Annotated in this window: 13 protein-coding genes; 9 read left to right on the plus strand and 4 right to left on the minus strand. The window is 59.4% G+C overall.

The features are described 5' to 3' along the window. The first annotated feature begins 53 nt into the window (after nt 1–53). Nucleotides 54–1388: an amidohydrolase gene (locus ND528_RS03765; RefSeq protein ID WP_263469729.1), complete on the plus strand. Its 1335-nt coding sequence runs from the start codon at nt 54–56 to the stop codon at nt 1386–1388. 450 nt (nt 1389–1838) lie between these two features. Here ND528_RS03765 and phnR read toward each other — a convergent pair whose 3' ends face one another. Continuing rightward, nucleotides 1839–2552 (minus strand): phosphonate utilization transcriptional regulator PhnR, encoded by a 714-nt coding sequence (gene phnR, locus ND528_RS03770; RefSeq protein ID WP_016773745.1) that lies wholly within the window; start codon nt 2550–2552, stop codon nt 1839–1841. Nucleotides 2553–2903: 351 nt separating this feature from the next. Between phnR and ND528_RS03775 the strand changes: the two genes are divergently transcribed. The 6 genes from ND528_RS03775 (at nt 2904) to ND528_RS03800 (ending at nt 8291) form a co-directional block, all read left to right on the plus strand. After that, complete coding sequence (locus tag ND528_RS03775) at nt 2904–3971, plus strand: ABC transporter substrate-binding protein (protein ID WP_137216188.1); 1068 nt, start codon at nt 2904–2906, stop codon at nt 3969–3971. 132 nt (nt 3972–4103) lie between these two features. After that, nucleotides 4104–4910 carry an alkaline phosphatase family protein gene (locus tag ND528_RS03780; protein WP_263469730.1) on the plus strand — a complete coding sequence of 269 codons (807 nt, stop codon included), beginning with the start codon at nt 4104–4106 and terminating at the stop codon, nt 4908–4910. A gap of 5 nt (nt 4911–4915) precedes the next feature. Beyond that, the gene (locus tag ND528_RS03785) at nt 4916–5752 is read left to right on the plus strand and encodes an ABC transporter permease (RefSeq protein ID WP_161984092.1); all 837 of its coding nucleotides are present in this window, start codon (nt 4916–4918) and stop codon (nt 5750–5752) included. Further along, nucleotides 5739–6539 carry an ABC transporter permease gene (locus ND528_RS03790; RefSeq protein WP_123443861.1) on the plus strand — a complete coding sequence of 267 codons (801 nt, stop codon included), beginning with the start codon at nt 5739–5741 and terminating at the stop codon, nt 6537–6539. Before ND528_RS03785 ends, ND528_RS03790 begins: the two co-directional genes overlap by 14 nt. Next, on the plus strand, nt 6536–7525 hold the full coding sequence (locus tag ND528_RS03795; protein WP_130909697.1) for an ABC transporter ATP-binding protein: 990 nt from the start codon (nt 6536–6538) through the stop codon (nt 7523–7525). The genes ND528_RS03790 and ND528_RS03795 overlap by 4 nt, the downstream gene beginning before the upstream one ends. Nucleotides 7526–7637: 112 nt before the next feature. Next, the gene (locus ND528_RS03800) at nt 7638–8291 is read left to right on the plus strand and encodes an HAD family hydrolase (RefSeq protein ID WP_130888605.1); all 654 of its coding nucleotides are present in this window, start codon (nt 7638–7640) and stop codon (nt 8289–8291) included. 96 nt (nt 8292–8387) lie between these two features. Here the strand turns inward: ND528_RS03800 and ND528_RS03805 are convergent, their stop codons facing one another. Then, nucleotides 8388–9350, minus strand: coding sequence for a zinc-binding dehydrogenase (locus ND528_RS03805; RefSeq protein ID WP_130909696.1), 963 nt, complete (start codon nt 9348–9350; stop codon nt 8388–8390). Between the two features lie 138 nt (nt 9351–9488). On the opposite strand from ND528_RS03805, the gene ND528_RS03810 reads away from it, so the two are divergent. Both ND528_RS03810 and ND528_RS03815 read left to right on the plus strand, forming a co-directional pair. Next, nucleotides 9489–11573: a carboxy terminal-processing peptidase gene (locus tag ND528_RS03810; RefSeq protein ID WP_161806099.1), complete on the plus strand. Its 2085-nt coding sequence runs from the start codon at nt 9489–9491 to the stop codon at nt 11571–11573. A gap of 118 nt (nt 11574–11691) precedes the next feature. Then, nucleotides 11692–13473, plus strand: a complete 1782-nt coding sequence (locus ND528_RS03815) for a bifunctional diguanylate cyclase/phosphodiesterase (RefSeq protein WP_263469731.1) — start codon at nt 11692–11694, stop codon at nt 13471–13473. Between the two features lie 129 nt (nt 13474–13602). Here the strand turns inward: ND528_RS03815 and ND528_RS03820 are convergent, their stop codons facing one another. After that, nucleotides 13603–13989: a hypothetical protein gene (locus tag ND528_RS03820; RefSeq protein WP_263469732.1), complete on the minus strand. Its 387-nt coding sequence runs from the start codon at nt 13987–13989 to the stop codon at nt 13603–13605. Continuing rightward, a complete protein-coding gene (locus ND528_RS03825) occupies nt 13986–18659 on the minus strand; it encodes an RHS repeat protein (RefSeq protein WP_263469733.1) in 4674 nt (1557 codons plus the stop codon). Before ND528_RS03825 ends, ND528_RS03820 begins: the two co-directional genes overlap by 4 nt. Nucleotides 18660–18836 lie beyond the last annotated feature (177 nt).

Below are 18836 nucleotides of genomic sequence, written 5' to 3' on the forward strand. Positions count from 1 at the left end.
ACGGTTGCAGTCACAGGCAAGGAAGCCAACAACAATAAATCAAGGAGAAGCCCATGCAACTGACGCGCATTGCCCAGACCCTTTTGCTCACCGTGGTCGCCAGCCACGCCAGCGCCGCGACGATGGACAGCGCCCGCACGCGCATCGCCGAGCAGGCGCAGAAGCTCGAACCGGAGCTGCTGGAAACCCGCCGCGACCTTCACGCTCATCCAGAACTTGGCAACACTGAAAAACACACCGCTGAACTGGTCGCCAAACAGCTGCAAGCCATGGGCCTGGAAGTGAAAACCGGCGTCGCCCGCACCGGCGTTGTCGCCATTCTCAAAGGCGCCCTGCCCGGCCCGACCGTGGCCCTGCGCGCCGACATGGATGCGCTGCCGGTCAAGGAAGTCTCGGACCTGCCGTTCGCTTCGAAAGCCAAAGGCACGTATCTCGACAAGGAAGTCGACGTCATGCACGCCTGCGGCCACGACGCCCACACCGCGATCCTGCTCAGCGCAGCGAAAATTCTGACGGGCATGCGCGACACCCTGCCCGGCACCGTAGTGTTCTACTTCCAGCCCGCCGAGGAAGGTCCGAGTGATTTTATTCCCGACGGCAAAAACACCTGGGGCGCGAAGATGATGGTCGAGGAAGGCGTGATGAAATCGCCGAAACCCGACGCGGTATTTGGCCTGCACGTCTGGGCCGGCGTCCCCGCCGGCCAGATCGCCTACCGCCCCGGCCCGACCCTGGCCAGCTCCGACGACCTGCGCATCAAGATCCACGGCAAACAAACCCATGCCGGCCGCCCGTGGGACGGCATCGATCCGATCACCGTCGGCGCACAAACCATCGTCGGCCTGCAAACCGTGGTCAGCCGCCGCACCGACATCTCGTCCTTCCCGTCGGTGGTCAGCATCGGCACCATCAACGGCGGCACCCGCTACAACATCATCCCCGAATCACTCGACATGACCGGCACCATCCGCTCCTACGACTACGGCATCCGCCAGAAACTGCACAGCGACGTGCGCCAGACCATCGAGAAAATCGCGGAAAGCGGCGGCGCCAAGGCCGACGTCACCATCATCGAAAAATACGACCCGACCATTAACAACCCGGCACTGACCGAAAAAATGCTGCCGACGTTGAAGTGGGCTGCCAAGGATGACGTGGTGCAGGGACCGCTGGTGGGTGGGGCGGAAGATTTCTCGTTCTTTGCCAAAGAAGCACCGGGGTTGTTTGTATTTCTTGGCGTGACCCCGAGGGACCAGGACATGAGCAAAGCTGCGCCGAATCATAATCCGGGGTTCTTTGTCGATGAGTCGGCGTTGGTGGTTGGGGTCAGGACATTGGCGTCGTTGGCGACGGATTATTTGTATGGGAATGCGGCGGTAGGCAAGTAGAGAGGGGTTGACTGTGGGGGCGCTTTCGCGAGCAGGCTCGCTCCCACAGAAAAGCGAAAGCAAAAGCAAAAGATCGCAGCCTTCGGCAGCTCCTACACACGATGAGCGTTAGCTCGAGCACCGCTTTTGATCTTGATCTCGGAGCCCATCGGCAGGCTGAGCGAAGGGATTGATCCGGGCGTGGGAGCGCAGCGACCGTACGACGCAGTCGTACACAGCGAGTGTAGGTGCAGCGAAGCAAACCGGAGCCGCTGCGCCAGGATCGATCCCGGAGCGAAGGAACCCCGAGCCCCAGCGAGCGGGCCGAACGTCAGTGCGCAGACCTTTGGTTACTTTGGGGCGTTTGCCAAAGTGACCCGCTGTAAGAGCGGAACCGTAACCAGCAACACCCGCAGAAACGGATATTCACGCAAAACCCAACCAACCTGGTCGGCCCAGAGGCCGCCAAGGTCAAACCACATCAACCCCTACGTGAATCGCATCATGCCGCCAAAACTCCAGATCACAATCAATCAACCGCCCATGCTGATCATAATTGACCCGAGCAATCCTCAGTCCCGGACTCCCCACCGACACCCGTAAAGCCGCCGCCGCATCGACAGATAAAGACGTAGGCACGATCTCAAACCGCACCCGCCCATAGTGCAAATCGAAATGCCGCGCATACAGCTCGGTGATCGACTGATTCAAATCAAACTCGAGGATCCCCGGAAAAAACTGCGGATTCAGATAATGCTCCACATACAACACCAGTCGCCCATCAATGCGCCGAGAGCGGCAAATCTGAATCACGCTCGACAAGGCCGGCAACTGCAACCACGCACACACCGCCGCCGAAGCCGGCTGCAACCGCGCCGAAATCACCTCGGTCGACGGCTCACGCCCCTGCGCACTGACCATCGCGTGAAAGTGACTGCGCTGCATCAGGTTGTACGCCAGACGCGGCGGCGACACGAACCAGCCGCGCCGCTCTTCACGGTAAATCTGCCCCTGCGCCTCCAGTTGCAACAACGCCTCTCGCACGGTGATCCGCGTCGTCCCGAACAACTCGCTGAGCTTGCGTTCAGCGGGCAACTTGCTCCCGGCCGCCAGCAAACCATGATCGATCTGCTCCTGCAGCACCTGGCCAATCGCTGTCACCGCTTTCGTTGCCTCATCGCGCATCAACGTTACCTATCTGGACTAGACCAGCACTGTTTCGGGGCAAGTTCGGACGCCATTTCAAGCGCTTTCGCATGTTGCAAGCCTAGGCAGTGCAGATGACCGACAGATGACAAAACTACCGAACGGTCGCGCTCATGGCTTGCAATACATCGGCCAAGTCCCATGCCCCTCGGGCCTTTGGGCATGGTCTACGCTTGTCTGGCACCTGCCCAACACGGGCAGATAAAAGACCTGCCAGAAGGCCATCGACATCAAAATGTCATCCAGCCCGCCTAAATTGGCTCAGGTATTGCTGACCTAGACCAACACAAACCGCAATCGCAGCGTTGAACACGACCAAGGAGCTTCGGAATGAAACAGCTTTTCCTGGCAACACTGTTAGGCTCGACCATTGCTATGTGCACCGCCGCCATGGCGGCCGACACCGATCTGAAAACCCTCGAAGCCGCTGCGAAAGCGGAAGGCGCGGTCAATAGCGTCGGCATGCCCGACAACTGGGCCAACTGGAAAGGCACGTGGGATGACCTGGCTGCGAATTACGGCTTGAAGCACATCGACACCGACATGAGTTCGGCTCAGGAAATCGCCAAGTTCGCCGCCGAGAAAGATAACGCCACCGCCGACATCGGCGACGTCGGTGCCGCCTTCGGCCCGATCGCGGTCAAGCAAGGCGTGGTGCAACCGTACAAACCAAGCACCTGGGATCAGATTCCGGACTGGGCCAAGGACAAGGACGGCAACTGGGCGCTGGCCTACACCGGTACCATCGCCTTCATCGTCAACAAGAAGCTACTGAACGGCTCCGACGTGCCGACCAAATGGGCTGACCTGAAGACCGGCAAATACAAGGTTTCCATCGGCGACGTGAGCACTGCAGCGCAGGCCGCCAACGGCGTTCTCGCCGCCGCACTGGCCAATGGCGGTGACGAGAAAAACATCAAGCCTGCCCTGCTGCTGTTCGCCGACCTCGCCAAACAGGGTCGTCTGTCGATGGCCAACCCGACCATCGCCACCATGGAAAAAGGCGAGATCGAAGTCGGCGTGGTCTGGGATTTCAACGGCCTCAGCTACAAAGCCAAGATGGCCAATCCGGATGACTACGTGGTGCTGATCCCGTCTGACGGCTCGGTGATTTCCGGCTACACCACGATCATCAACAAGTACGCGAAAAACCCCAACGCCGCCAAGCTGACCCGCGAATACATCTTCAGCGACGCCGGCCAGACCAACCTCGCCCGCGGCAACGCCCGGCCGATCCGCGCCGAACACCTGCAACTGCCGGAAGACGTGAAAGCCCAACTGCTGCCGAACGAGCAGTACAAGAAGGTCACGCCGGTCAAGGACGCCGAGGCGTGGGAAAAGACCTCCAAAGCCCTGCCACAACAGTGGAACGAAGAAGTCATCGTCGAGATGAAGTAATCCTTCATCTGTAGGAGCTGCCGGAGGCTGCGATCTTTTGATCTTGCCCTTTAAAGCAACATCAAAAGATCGCAGCCTCCGGCAGCTCCTACACAGATTGGTTCCAGATTTGTTTTCGGAGTTCTTGCCCCTATGAAGCACACCGTCATCCTTGTCGTGCTCGACGGCCTCAACTACGAGGTTGCGTGTCACGCCATGGGGCATCTGCAGGCTTATGTTGGCGCAGGACGCGCGGCGCTCTATCAGCTGGAGTGCGAATTGCCGGCCCTGTCCCGACCGCTTTACGAATGTATTCTCACCGGCGTGCCGCCGATCGACAGCGGCATTGTCCACAACAATGTCTCGCGCTTGTCCAACCAGCGCAGCATCTATCACTACGCCCGCGATGCCGGGTTGAAAACAGCCGCTGCGGCGTATCACTGGGTCAGCGAGCTGTACAACCGCTCACCGTTCGTGGCGGCGCGCGACCGCCACACCAATGATCCGACGCTGCCGATCCAGTACGGCCACTTCTACTGGAACGATCATTATCCGGATTCGCACCTGTTCGCCGACGCCGAAAGCCTGCGCCTGCGCCACGCGCCGGATTTCCTCCTGATCCACCCGATGAACATCGACGACGCCGGACACAAGCACGGCCTCGACAGCTCGCAATACCGCAACAGCGCACGTTCAGCTGACGTCATCCTTGCCGATTATCTGCAGAGCTGGCTCGACGCTGGTTATCAGGTATTGGTGACCGCCGACCACGGCATGAACAACGATCGTTCGCACAACGGCCTGCTGGCGGAAGAACGTCAGGTGCCGCTGTTCGTCCTCGGCGAGGTCTTCAGCCTGAACCCTGACGTCACACCGAAGCAGACCGAGCTCTGCGGCACGGTTTGCGAACTGCTCGGCGTGCCCCACGACAAACCTGTGTGCCGGGAGCTGCTCAAGTGAATGCCATGAATCGCGGCAAATGGCTCGCGGCGCTGTGTCTGGTGCCCTTCGCGCTGTTCTTCATCGTCTTCGAAATTGCCCCGCTGGTCTGGGTGATGATCAACAGCCTGCAATCGGAAGAGTCCGGCTGGGGCCTGGCCAACTTCAGCAAGATCTTCGGTTCGAAGTTCTATCGGCAGGCGATCCAGTACAGCCTGGAGATCAGTTTCTGGTCGAGCGTATTCGGCATCATCATCGCCGTGCTGGGTGCGTATTCACTACGCCGCGTCGATTCGAAGCTGCGCAACTTCGTGAATGCCTTCGCCAACATGACCAGCAATTTTGCCGGCGTGCCGCTGGCGTTCGCCTTCATCATCCTGCTCGGTTTCAACGGCAGCATTACCATCATGCTCAAGCAGTCGGGGATCATTCAGGACTTCAACCTGTACTCGAAAACCGGCCTGATCATCCTCTACACCTACTTCCAGATTCCCCTCGGCGTGCTGCTCCTCTACCCGGCTTTCGACGCTCTGCGGGAAGACTGGCGCGAGTCCGCCGCACTGCTCGGCGCCAACGGCTGGCAGTTCTGGCGGCACATCGGCCTGCCGGTGTTGACCCCGGCGCTGCTCGGCACGTTCGTGATCCTGCTGGCCAACGCCCTCGGCGCCTACGCCACGGTTTATGCGCTGACCACCGGCAACTTCAACGTTCTACCGATCCGTATTGCGGCGATGGTCTCCGGCGACATTTCCCTTGACCCGAACCTGGCCAGCGCCCTGGCCGTGGTGCTCGTGGCGCTGATGACCATCGTCACCGTCGTGCATCAACTGCTGTTGAAGAGGAGCTACCATGTCTCGCGCTGAATCCGGCCCGGCCGGCCTCTACCACCGCGTCGTGGTTTATCTGCTGTTCGCCATCCTGTTGTTGCCGCTGCTGGGCACGCTGGTCTACTCGATCGCCAGCAGTTGGTCGGCAACGATTCTGCCGAGTGGCTTCACCTTCAAGTGGTACATCCAGTTGTGGAGCGATCCGCGCTTTCTGCATGCATTCGGTCAGTCGCTGATTGTCTGTGTCGGCGCGCTGGTGCTGTCGGTGCTGCTGATCCTGCCGCTGCTGTTCGTCGTGCATTACTACTTCCCGAAACTCGATGCACTGATGAACATCCTAATCCTGCTGCCCTTCGCGGTGCCGCCAGTGGTGTCCTCGGTGGGGCTGTTGCAGCTCTACGGTTCCGGGCCGATGGCGATGGTCGGTACGCCATGGATTCTGATCGGCTGCTACTTCACCGTGGCGCTGCCGTTCATGTACCGCGCGATCACCAACAACCTGCAAGCGATCAACCTGCGCGACCTGATGGACGCCGCGCAACTGCTCGGCGCCAGCACCTTTCAAGCGGCGTTTCTGGTGGTGCTCCCGAACCTGCGCAAGGGCCTGATGGTGGCGCTGCTGCTGTCGTTCTCGTTCCTCTTCGGTGAGTTCGTGTTCGCCAACATCCTCGTCGGCACGCGCTACGAAACCCTGCAGGTGTACCTGAACAACATGCGTAACAGCAGCGGCCACTTCACCAGTGCGCTGGTCATTTCGTATTTCTTTTTCGTGCTGGTCCTGACCTGGATCGCCAACATCTTGAACAAGGACAAAAGCGAATGAGCTACGTCAGCGTCCAACACCTGCAGAAAAGTTATGCCGGCACCACGGTGTTCAGCGACATCGATTGCGAGATCAACAAAGGTGAGTTCGTCACCCTGCTCGGCCCGTCCGGGTGCGGCAAGTCGACTTTGCTGCGTTGCATCGCCGGGCTGACCCCGGTGGACGGCGGCAAGATCCTCCTCGAGGGCGTCGACATCGTGCCGTTGAGCCCGCAGAAACGCGGAATCGGCATGGTCTTTCAAAGCTATGCGCTGTTCCCAAACATGACCGTCGAACAGAACGTCGCCTTCGGCCTGCGTATGCAAAAGGTCAACGCCGATGACAGCCACAAACGCGTGGCAGAAGTGTTGAAACTGGTTGAGCTGCACGACTTCGCCAGCCGCTATCCGCATCAGCTTTCAGGTGGCCAATGCCAACGAGTCGCCCTCGCCCGCTCACTGGTAACCCGCCCGCGCTTGTTGCTGCTGGATGAGCCTTTGTCAGCCCTCGACGCACGGATACGCAAACACCTGCGCGAACAGATTCGCCAGATTCAGCGCGAACTTGGCCTGACCACGATCTTCGTCACCCACGATCAGGAAGAAGCGCTGACCATGTCGGACCGGATATTCCTGATGAATCAGGGCAAGATCGTTCAGAGCGGCGATGCCGAAACCCTCTATACCGCGCCGGTCGATGTGTTCGCCGCCGGCTTCATCGGCAACTACAACCTGCTCGATGCCGCTGCCGCCTCAAAGCTGTTGCAACGGACGATCAGCCACCGCATCGCCATCCGCCCGGAAGCCATCGAACTGAGCCTCGACGGCGAACTCGACGCGCAGATCCGCAGCCACAGCCTGCTCGGTAACGTCATTCGCTATCGCGTCGAAGCACGCGGCGTGGAATTGGTGGTCGATGTGCTCAACCGTTCCGCCGCCGATCTGCATCCCGACGGACAGCGCCTGGCAATTTCCATCGATCCAACGGCCTTGTGCCAAGTAGCTTAAAAGCAGCTGCAAGCTTCGAGCTACAAGCTTCAGGTTGTAGACTGCGGCGTACTTGATTCCAATTTCTTGCAGCTTGAAGCTCATGGCTTGAAGCTGTTCTCGGAGAGAACCGATGGCTTTGGCAATTTTTGATCTGGACGAAACGTTGATTCACGGTGACTGTTCCTCGCTATGGAGTGAGCAGATGGTCCGCCTCGGCTGGGTCGATGGCGAGTCGTTCATGCAGCGTGACAAGGAACTGATGGATGCCTACGGCCGCGGACATCTGGCGATGGAAGACTATATGGCCTTCAGTCTCGAACCGCTGATTGGCCGCACCCCTGAGGAAATCGAGCACTTGGTTGGCCCGTGGGTGGAGGATTTCATCGAACCGATCATCTTCAGCGACGCGACCAAAACCATCGCCGCCCACCGCAAGGCCGGTGACCGGATTCTGGTGATCTCGGCGTCGGGTATCCATCTGGTCAAGCCGATCGGCGAACGATTAGGTATTGATGAGGTTCTCGCCATCGAACTGGAAGTAGCCCACGGCGCATACAGCGGTAAAACCGTCGGCACCCTGACTTACCGCGAAGGCAAAATCACCCGCTTGCTGGAATGGCTGGACGCCGAAGAAGAAAACCTCGAAGGCGCGAGTTTTTATTCCGATTCGCGCAACGATCTGCCGTTGTTGCTTAAAGTGGACTTCCCCCACGTGGTCAATCCGGATCCGGTGCTGCTTGAGCACGCCGAAAAGGCCGGCTGGCCGATCCATCTCTGGAAATAAAAGCAAAAGATCGCAGCCTTCGGCAGCTCCTACTTTTGCAATGCGTGCCTCTGTAGGAGCTGCCGGAGGCTGCGATCTTTTGACCTTGCTTTGCTGTCAGCTCAAACCCTCATTGATCACCAACACTAACTTGCCCGCCACCGTATTGCTCGCCAGTTCGGCAAACGCCGCCTCGGCATCCTTCACCGCAAACGCTTTGGCCAGTTGCGGACGCAAGCGCCCCTCGGCAAACAGCGGCCACACATGCTGGCCCAGATCGCTGAGCAGATCGGCCTTGAACTGATCGTCACGGCTGCGCAACGTCGAACCGAGCAGTTGCACACGCTTGGCCAACACCTGCGCCAGATCCAGTTTCGCCTCGCGACCGCCCATCAAACCGATCAACACCCAACGCCCGTCCAGCGCCATCAGCTTGAGGTTCAATGCTGAATAATTGCCGCCCACCGGGTCGAGAATCACGTCGAACGGCCCGAAGTCGCGCAGGCTCTCCAAATCATCGGTACGCACCACACCGCCCTGAGCCCCCAGTGCTTCGCAGTAAGCCAGGCGTTCGGCGGTACCGACGCTGACCCAGCACGGGTTACCAAACGCCTTGCACAGCTGAATGGCGGCTGAACCGATTCCACTTGCGCCGGCGTGCAGGAGAATTTTCTCACCGGGCTTCAACGCTGCAAGTTGAAACACATTCAGCCAGACGGTGGCGTACACCTCGGGCAATGCCGCCGCCTCGATCAGCGAAACACCTTCGGGCACCGGCAGCACGTGCCGTCCGTCGACGACCACCTCTTCAGCCATGCCGCCCCCGGCCAGCAAGGCGCAAACCCGGTCGCCGACTTGCCAGGACGAGCCCGCACCGACTTCGCTGATCACCCCGGAGCACTCAAGACCGAGCACGTGGCTGGCCCCGGGCGGGGGCGGATAAAGTCCTGCTTTCTGTAATAAATCGGCGCGATTGAGGCCGGCTGCCGCCACCCGGATGCGGACTTGTCCTACATCGCAGGTAGGACTCGGCTCTTCAACCCATGCCACTTGACCTTCAACGCCTTGCAATGCCTTCACACTGCCTCCATAGTGAGTCTGGACTGAGCCCGAAGCTGTAGCGCCGGGCTTTTTGCATTATGCGACCGGCTCTCAAAGAACCGGCGACTTCAAAGACGGCCTAATATGCGTTATCAATTGTCCCCGCGTCGAATCAGCATGAAGCATCTGCTCCCCAGCACCGCCCTCGCTCTTTTCATCGGTATCGGCCTGTTGCCGGTGTCGGGCACCACATTCGCAGCCAACAGCTGGGACAAGTTGCAGCCTGATCGCGATGAAGTCATCGCCAGCCTGAACGTCGTCGAGTTGCTCAAGCGTCACCACTACAGCAAGCCGCCGCTCGACGATGCGCGCTCGGTGATCATCTACGACAGCTACATCAAGCTGCTCGACCCATCGCGCAGCTATTTCATGGCCAGCGATATCGCCGAATTCGACAAGTGGAAGACGCAGTTCGACGACTTCCTCAAAAGCGGCGACCTCAACGCCGGGTTCACCATCTACAAGCGCTACCTGGACCGCGTGAAAGCGCGTCTGGACTTCGCCCTTGCCGAGCTGAACAAAGGCGTCGACAAAATGGACTTCAACACCAAGGAGACCTTGCTGATCGATCGCAAGGACGCGCCTTGGCTCAAGTCCACCGCGGAACTCGACGACCTGTGGCGCAAACGCGTCAAGGACGAAGTGCTGCGCCAGAAGATCGCCGGCAAAGAGCCGAAGCAGATCCAGGAAACCCTGACCAAGCGCTACAAGAATCAGTTGGCGCGTCTGGACCAGACCCGTGCCGAGGACATCTTCCAGGCGTACATCAACACCTTCGCCATGTCCTACGACCCGCACACCAACTATCTGTCGCCGGATAACGCGGAAAACTTCGACATCAACATGAGCCTGTCCCTCGAGGGCATCGGCGCCGTGTTGCAGAGCGACAACGATCAAGTGAAAGTCGTGCGTCTGGTGCCGGCAGGCCCGGCGGACAAGACCAAGCAGGTCGCTCCGGCCGACAAGATCATCGGCGTTGCCCAAGGCAATAAAGAGATGGTCGACGTGGTCGGCTGGCGCCTGGACGAAGTGGTCAAGTTGATTCGCGGTCCGAAAGGCACCGTGGTGCGCCTGGAAGTGATCCCGGCGAGCAATGCGCCGAACGATCAGACCACCAAGATCGTGCCGATCACCCGTGAAGCGGTGAAGCTCGAAGACCAGGCCGTGAAGAAGTCGATCCTCAGCCTGAAACAGGACGGCAAGGACTACAAACTTGGCGTCATCGAGATCCCGGCCTTCTACCTCGATTTCAAGGCATTCCGTGCCGGCGATCCGGATTACAAGAGCACCACTCGCGACGTCAAGAAGCTGCTCACCGAGTTGCAGAAGGACAAAGTCGACGGCGTAGTCATCGACCTGCGTAACAACGGCGGCGGCTCCCTGCAGGAAGCCACCGAGCTGACCAGCCTGTTTATCGACAAAGGTCCGACCGTACTCGTGCGTAACGCCGACGGCCGTGTCGACGTGCTCGAAGATGAAAACCCGGGCGCGTTCTACAAAGGCCCGATGGCGCTGCTGGTCAACCGCCTGTCCGCTTCGGCCTCGGAAATCTTCGCCGGCGCCATGCAGGACTACCACCGCGCGCTGATCATCGGTGGCCAGACCTTCGGCAAAGGCACCGTGCAGACCATTCAGCCGCTGAACCATGGCGAACTGAAACTGACCCTGGCCAAGTTCTACCGTGTCTCCGGGCAGAGCACCCAGCATCAGGGCGTGCTGCCGGACATCGACTACCCGTCGCTGATCGACACCAAGGAAATCGGCGAGAGCGCTCTGCCGGAAGCCATGCCGTGGGACACCATACGCGCGGCGATCAAACCGGCGGCCGATCCGTTCAAGCCGTTCCTCGCCCAGCTGAAGTCCGAACATGACGCGCGCACCAACAAGGATGCCGAGTTCGTGTTCATCCGCGACAAGCTGGCCCTGGCGCAGAAACTGATGGAAGAAAAAACCGTCAGCCTCAACGAAGCCGATCGTCGTGCCCAGCACGCCGACATCGACGCCAAGCAACTGGCGATGGAGAACATCCGTCGCAAGGCCAAAGGCGAAGAACCGCTCAAAGAGCTGAAGAAAGAAGACGAAGACGCACTGGCCGCTGCCGAGCCGGACAAGGTCAAACCGGAAGACGATGCCTATCTGAGCGAAACCGGGCGCGTGCTGCTGGATTACCTGAAACTGAGCAATCAGGTGGCCAAGAAGTAAGTGATGGCAATTTAGTGCTGACGATCCCCGGATCGTCATCAAACAGTCATCATTCTGTCGTGCAATAAAGGACCGGGAGCAAGCGCTCCCGGTCCTTTTTTTATCGCCAGAGACTGCCATGACCACGACCGAACAGCTGAGCGCCTTGAGCTCGATCCTGACTCAAAGCGGTTTACACAGCCTGTTCCAGCCGATCATCTGCCTCTCCGAGCGACGTATTCTCGGCTACGAAGCCCTGACCCGTGGCCCGTCCAACAGCCCTCTTCACTCGCCGATTGCCCTGTTCGCCGTGGCGCGACAGGCTGGCCGATTGAGCGAACTGGAGATCGCCTGCCGACAAAGCGCCTGTCGCCGGTTCAATGAGCAGCAGTTGCCGGGCAAACTGTTCCTCAACGTTTCGCCGGAATCCTTGCTTGAGGCCGCGCACCAACCCGGACGAACGTTGCAGCTGTTGCAGGACTTGGGCATTGCGCCGAGCCAAGTGGTAATCGAGCTCACCGAGCAGACCCCGATCGATGACTTTCAGTTGCTGCAAACCGCTCTGCATCACTACCGGGCGATGGGCTTTTCCATTGCGCTGGACGACTTGGGCGCGGGGTATTCGAGCCTGCGCCTGTGGTCGGAATTGCGTCCGGATTACGTGAAGATCGACCGGCACTTCATCGACGGTATTCATCAGGATGCATTGAAAAGAGAGTTTGTCGGTTCGATTCTGCAAATCGCCAAAGCGTCCCGCGCGCAGGTGATTGCCGAGGGGATCGAGTTGCCGGAAGAACTCGCGGTGCTGACTGAAATGGGCGTCGACCTGGTGCAGGGCTACCTGCTCGGCCGCCCTCAGGAACATCCGTCCCGCGACGCTCGCGCCTTGATGCCCAAACACGATAGCAGCGCTGTCGCGCTGAATGACGAAGGCAGCGACCTCAGCGCCCTGCTCAACGACCAGCCCGCCGTGCAACGCGATACGCCCACCGCGACGGTACTGGAAGCCTTCCGCCGCCAGGCCAACCTCAATTCGCTCGCGGTACTCGACGAACAAGGCCAGCCCTGCGGCATCGTCCATCGCCACTCGCTGTCGGACGCGCTGCTCAAACCGTTTGCCACCGACCTGTTTGCGCGCAAACCGATCAGCCGTCTGATGAACGATGATTTCCTCGCCGTGGAAATAAGCCAGTCACTGCAGCAAGTCAGCCGCCTGATCACCAGCCGCGCCCGCCAGCGCATCGAAGAAGACTTCATCATCACCCTCAACGGCGGCTATCTAGGCCTCGGCCGGGTCATCGACGTGCTGAAGCTGATCACCGAACTGAAAATCCAGCAGGCACGCTACGCCAACCCCCTCACCCTGCTCCCAGGCAACGTACCGATCCAGCAATGCCTCACGCGCCTGCTGCAACAGGCCCGCGAGTCCATTATCTGCTACGTCGACATCGACAGCTTCAAACCCTTCAACGACATCTACGGCTACGGCCGTGGCGACGAAGTCCTGCTCTGCCTGGCCCAATGCCTCAACGAACGCATCGACCCCACCCGCGACTTCGTCGGCCACATCGGCGGCGACGACTTCCTTCTCGTCCTCGGCCCCGAAGACTGGCGCAAACGCCTAAACCAACTGCTCGACGACTTCCAAAACCAATGCCGCCGCTTCTACCGTCCCGAGCATGTGGAGGCCGGCTGCTTCGTTGCACCCAATCGCCAAGGCGTGCGGCAGGAGTTTGCGTTGTTGTCGTTATCGATTGGGGTGGTGCATCTGCGGCCTGAGGCTTGTGCAGCGCTTGATGCCAGCCAGCTTGCGGAGATGGCTTCGCAGGCTAAGCATCATGCGAAGGGGGTTGTGGGGTTTAGTGTGTATTTGCTCGATGCTATAGCGCCTCCGGCCCAGACATCACAGCTAGTTGGTTAAACCCCAGCACAGTAGCGCATCATGAACTCCATGTAGTTCACAATCATAATCTAGCGATCACATGCCCCTCTTTTCAAGACACGGAAGGGTAGTAAGTAGTCACGACTAATTCTCAATCTATCGGACTACTCAAATCGGATACCCGCACCGCCATGGAGGGCAGAATAATTCCGGATCGATCGCGAGCCGTTCCAAAACCGTATAGATATCCTCCTCAGAATTAACGGGCACAAAGTTTAATATCACGATATCCCGATCATCAATACCATCGCTGGAGCCAATTTCTTCAATAGCCACAGTAAACACTACAATCGAAAACCTAAACCCTTTCGATTTATGAATGAAATCGTAATATTGATGCGGATCGCCTGAGAAAGAATATTTGTAATTAGCATATATTGAGACCCATTTTCGACTTGAGTGATCTTTGCACGGAAGTTCTTGTGCAATATTGTCGTAGCTCGTCCCTTCGAGTCCATACCATACGCTACGAGCGATTTTCTTCTGCTGTTTCATTTTTGACCTGCAAATGAGTTTGGCCAGTAAATTCGGATTACTTTGCCGTCCTTTGGATGCAATTGTAGATGAGGCATGACAGCATGCGGATCGTCAGGACTATGATTTGCCATGTAAACTTTTCGATTCACAACATTAGATACAGCTGTGTCATCCCAGTGATAGTACGATTCTTTCCCAAAGGGCGTTTGGAAATAGTCTTTGGCGGTAACGGAATTGAACTCTTCAGCATTCCTATATCCTTGACCTAAATATTTCCCTCTGAACAATTCTTCAGCCTCAGCTCGACTGTTAACAGTAACGTCCTTAGCACCTTGATCCAGCAGCGCAGAAGCTCGTTTAACGCTAGGACTCGACCATTCTATATCCGGTGGAAGAGGTTCTCTGGTATCAACCTTTGCATTCCCGCATGGTGCCGTTGGATTCCCTTTTCCGTCGCCATCTGGCGGGCATCCGTTCAACCCCAACGGATCCACCCACCCCGTCGGATTCGGCACGTACTGGTACTGATTCAACCCACCCGCGAGCTTCACCGGGTCCGGGGTCAGATACCGCCCAAGCCTCGGGTCGTAATACCGATGGCGGTTGTAATGCAGCCCGCTTTCAACGTCGAAATACTGCCCCTGAAAACGCAGCGGTTGGTCGAGGTAGTCTTCGCCGGCGAGGGTGACGGCGGCGACTTTGCCGTAGGCGTCGTATTGCGCGGACCAGACGATTTCGCCGCTGTAGTCGGTGAGTTCCTGCGGGGTGCCGAGGTGGTCGAGTTGGTAGTAGAACGGGCAGGCCTTTTTCGGGCCTTTGCCGTCGAGCATCGCCAGTGGGCGGAAGGTGCCGGGTTCGTAGAGGAAGCTGCGGTATTGGCTGGTGCTGCTTTCGGCGACGAGGTGTTCGCCTTGCCAGAAAAATTCGGTGACGGCGCCGTCGACGGTTTTGCGGATGCGCCGGCCGAAGGCGTCGTATTGATAAGTGGCGGTCTGGCCGTCCGGGCGGGTCAGGCCGATCAGGCGGTGCTGGCAGTCGTAGCGGTATTCGGTGACCAGGGTCTGGCCGTGGCCTCGGCGTTCGCGGATCAGGTTGCCGAAGGCGTCGTAGTCGTAATGGCGGTCGCCTTGCATCAGCAGGCGATTGCCTTTGATTTGCGCGGGACCGGGGCGGTCCTGCATCAGCAGGTTGCCGGCCGGGTCGTGGGCGAAGGATTCGGGCAGTTCGTCGCGCGAGTGGCGGACGCGAATCAATCGGTCGAGGGCGTCGTAGCCGTAGGTGCGCTGGCCGTGGCGGCTGTCGGCAATGTGCTCGAGATTGCCGTTGGCGCTGTAGGCATAATCGCGGCGGTACAGCGAGGCGTGGCGATGGCCTACAGCATGGGCAAGCAAGCGGCCCTGATCGTCGTAGGCATATTCGCTGAGCAGCAAGCCTTGCTGGCGTTGCTGTTCGCGACCGGACTGATACACATGCCGGGTCAGCGGCGTGCCGTTGAGGTCGATGGCGCTCAGCGCACCGCCCTTGGCATAGTGGTAATCGAGCTTGCTGTTGTCCGGCAGGCGCAGACGCTTGAGCTGACCGCAGGCGTCATAGGCGTAGCGCAAGGTGCCCCAGCCCTGATGCTCGGTGATCAGCCGATCCTGACGGTCGTACTCGAAGGCCAGCGGATGGTTCTGGCCGTCATCGACACCGATCAACCGACCCAGGCGGTCGTAGTCGTAGCGAACTTTGAGCCCATCTGGCAGGGTTTTGACTCGCAACCTTCCAGCCGCGTCGCGCTCATAGTGGGTGACCAGACTGGGGCCGAAATCCCCAAACTCGGTCTTCTCCAGCAGGTGCCCATTGAGATCGTAGGCATAAGCCGTGCGCCGTCCATCAAACCCGGTTTCCTGTCGGATCAATCCGGTCGGCGTGTAATCCAGTCGGTACTTTTCGCCCGATTCGTTTTCAATCTCGGTCAGCAACAACCGCGCATGGTCGTAGCGGTACTGCACGCGGGTGCCGTCGGGGTTGATCCGCCGCGAGACCAGGTGCAAATCATCGTCATATTCATAGCGGGTGATGCGCCCGAGTTCATCGCGTTCGGCGGTGATCTGGCCGTAGGCGCCGTAGCTGTAGGCGCGCGTGCTGCCCGTAGGAGAAGTCGTCAGGATCAGTCGGCCGGCGGCGTCCCACTGCTGACGACTGACAACACCAAATTCGTCCTGGGTGGTAATCCGCCGGCCCAGCGCATCGTAGGAAAAGCGCCGCACGCCGCCATCGGGCAGGGTTTCTTCGATGAGCTGACCGAGCTCGTTCCACACCCAGCGATGGCGGCTGCTGTCCGGATAACGCAGCGACAGCAATTGCCCGCGCAGGTTGTAGTAGTAATGGGTGACCTGGCCGTCGGGATCGACCGCTTCGGTGACGGCGCCTTCAGCGTTGCGTCGATAGATCCACACCGCATCACCACGGCAACGCTTGTAGAGAAACCCGTTGCGGTACTCGTAGGACGTTGGTGCATCGTCCGGTGGAATCAGCGCGATCAGCCGTCCGAGTTCGTCGTAGCGGTATTCGGTGACCGCGCCCAATGCATCCTGCTCGGCGATCAACCGGCCCTGCTGGTCATAAGCCTTGAGCTGCTCGCCGCCATCCGCCGCGACCTGGCGCACCAGCCGTGCGCGTTCGTCGTGGACGTAGACTTCTTCGGTGCCGTCGACGTAATGCACGGTCACGCTGGCGTCGTCATCGTTCCAGACGTAACGGGTGTTCATCTGCGAGAACGACGCCCAATGCCTCACGCAGCGCGCCGCTTTGCCTTCGCGCTGCCACTCCCAGAAAAAGCTCGCGCCGCCGGTCAACTGGCGCTGGAGGATGACGTGGTGGTCGTCGTAGTCGTAGCGCTCGCTGTCGCCGACTGCGTTGGTCGCGATCAACAGGCGTTGCCGCGCATCGAAGCTGTAGGTGGCGAGGTTCTGCTCGGTGGTCCACTCGCCCTGAACAAAAACTTGGTAATCGACCGCCACCAGTTGCGTGCGGTCATAACGCAACAGCAATGAGCGGCCGGCGCCATTGTCCAGACGCTGAATGCGGTCGGAGCGATCGCGTTGCAGGGTCAGACGATTGCCGTAGACATCGCTGATTGCGGTCAGCCGGCCAGCGCGAAAGTGGTAAAACCGCGCGCTGTCACCGGCCAACGCCAGAATCAGTTCTTCCGGCTCATCGCCGAGAAAGATCGCCGCCCGCGACAGGCTGTTGTGGATCGCCGGGCGCGCGACGTTGGGCAGGGGAAAGCGGGTGCGGCGGTTCTCGTGGTCGAACCAGATCACGCCATCGCCGTCGAAGGCCAGGCGATGCGCGAGCGTATGGCTCCAGCCGAAACCCAGGCCGATGTCGATCTCGACCGCGCTGCTGCGGTACAAGCGGGTGAACTCGAAGGGCAGCACGCCGTCGAGCACCGCGTCGGTCAGGGTCAGCAGTTCTTCGCCGGTGACCATCGACACCGGGCAGCCGTTCTTGCAGGTGTTGGGTACGCAATCGGCGGCATCGCCGTTGGGGTTTTTTGCCTGGTCGGGGACGTCGTCGTGGGGCTCGTCTTTCTTCAACATGGCGTTGCGCTTGGCATCCCAGCGCAATTGCATCCGGCCGTTTTTCACCCCGGCGGCAATGCCTCGCGCGGCAACGGCTTTGTAACGATCGACGTATTCAATAAACGTGCTGACGATGCCAAACAGCGCTTTGACCAGACGCTTGGCAACGCTGAACAACTGGGCTGCACGATCGGCCAGACGTAGCGTCAGATAAGCGATCCCCGCCCCCGCTCCGACAAACGTCAGCACCACGCTGATCAACACATCGATGATCAGTTGCACGATCATCATCGACGCCACTTCAGCGGACTTGCCGGCAATCGCGCTGGGCGGCAGCATGTCCAGCCACAGGCTCGCCGACCGTAGCAGCAAGCACATCGCCGCCTCGTCACTGACCAGCAACTGCAGCTTTTCCATGAGATCCGGAGCGGTCTGTGCCAGCTCGATCAGATCAGCCGCGCCGCTGCCTAGACGCTCGGCAAACTTGCCGGGGTTCTGGAGGATTTCCGAGAGCAGACCGAGGCTGTCCCATACCCCTTCGATGGCCGCCCAACTGCCGGCGAGCATGCCGTTGCTGGCTGCCGTCGCCACCGACTGTGACCACAGCGGCTTGAAACCTTGCCACTCGCTACGCAGCCAGCGCTCAAGTTCGCCGGTCAAACCGTCGTAGGATTTGAACAGCTCGTCGACTTGACTGGAGGTGACAGCGCTGTGGACCAGAACGCGGTAGAACTTGCCCTCTTCGCCTCTGAATTCAGCCTTGCCCTGCTGATCAAGGGTGACCGCGCTGGTCTTGCCGCTATCCACGTCGACCACATCGACGGAAATGTTGCCCAGCGGGATGTCATAGACCGATTCGAATTTGCTCTCGATCTGCATCAGCCCGCCCTGCGGGCACTGGACGACACTGGAGGAAAACTCGTCGTCGCTGCTGCTGACCGCCGTACTGCTATCGCCGAAGCGGATGATCCGCTCCATACCCACCAGCGACGGCAGGTCTGCTGCCTCGCTGATCTGGTCCGCCCTGCGACTGAGCCAGTGATCAAGCTGTTTGCGGTAGAGGCTGAGCGTTTGCGGAAAGCTGTCGAGTTCCTGCTCGATGCGCGCGATGGCTTCCATCAACACACGCGAGCAAACAAGGTGGACTGAAAAACGGGCTGAAGCATGAGCGGTCCCTCGCGCAAGAAATTAGTCGCGGGAACTGTGCGGGGGATCAAAGAGGAAAGAAGTCAGGCGAGTAGGCAAAGGATGTAGGACTAATCTGCAATCCAGCATCAAGCGAAAAACGTGCAGGCA

The sequence above is a fragment of the Pseudomonas mercuritolerans genome (assembly GCF_025706525.1).
GTDB lineage: Bacteria > Pseudomonadota > Gammaproteobacteria > Pseudomonadales > Pseudomonadaceae > Aquipseudomonas > Aquipseudomonas mercuritolerans.

What these genes read in the sequence shown, in the direction of transcription:
- ND528_RS03765 (WP_263469729.1), top strand. Translation starts at nt 54, where the DNA reads ATGCAACTGACGCGCATTGCCCAGACCCTTTTGCTCACCGTGGTCGCC.
- phnR (WP_016773745.1), bottom strand. Translation starts at nt 2,552, where the DNA reads ATGCGCGATGAGGCAACGAAAGCGGTGACAGCGATTGGCCAGGTGCTG.
- ND528_RS03775 (WP_137216188.1), top strand. Translation starts at nt 2,904, where the DNA reads ATGAAACAGCTTTTCCTGGCAACACTGTTAGGCTCGACCATTGCTATG.
- ND528_RS03780 (WP_263469730.1), top strand. Translation starts at nt 4,104, where the DNA reads ATGAAGCACACCGTCATCCTTGTCGTGCTCGACGGCCTCAACTACGAG.
- ND528_RS03785 (WP_161984092.1), top strand. Translation starts at nt 4,916, where the DNA reads ATGAATCGCGGCAAATGGCTCGCGGCGCTGTGTCTGGTGCCCTTCGCG.
- ND528_RS03790 (WP_123443861.1), top strand. Translation starts at nt 5,739, where the DNA reads ATGTCTCGCGCTGAATCCGGCCCGGCCGGCCTCTACCACCGCGTCGTG.
- ND528_RS03795 (WP_130909697.1), top strand. Translation starts at nt 6,536, where the DNA reads ATGAGCTACGTCAGCGTCCAACACCTGCAGAAAAGTTATGCCGGCACC.
- ND528_RS03800 (WP_130888605.1), top strand. Translation starts at nt 7,638, where the DNA reads ATGGCTTTGGCAATTTTTGATCTGGACGAAACGTTGATTCACGGTGAC.
- ND528_RS03810 (WP_161806099.1), top strand. Translation starts at nt 9,489, where the DNA reads ATGAAGCATCTGCTCCCCAGCACCGCCCTCGCTCTTTTCATCGGTATC.
- ND528_RS03815 (WP_263469731.1), top strand. Translation starts at nt 11,692, where the DNA reads ATGACCACGACCGAACAGCTGAGCGCCTTGAGCTCGATCCTGACTCAA.
- ND528_RS03820 (WP_263469732.1), bottom strand. Translation starts at nt 13,989, where the DNA reads ATGAAACAGCAGAAGAAAATCGCTCGTAGCGTATGGTATGGACTCGAA.
- ND528_RS03825 (WP_263469733.1), bottom strand. Translation starts at nt 18,659, where the DNA reads ATGGAAGCCATCGCGCGCATCGAGCAGGAACTCGACAGCTTTCCGCAA.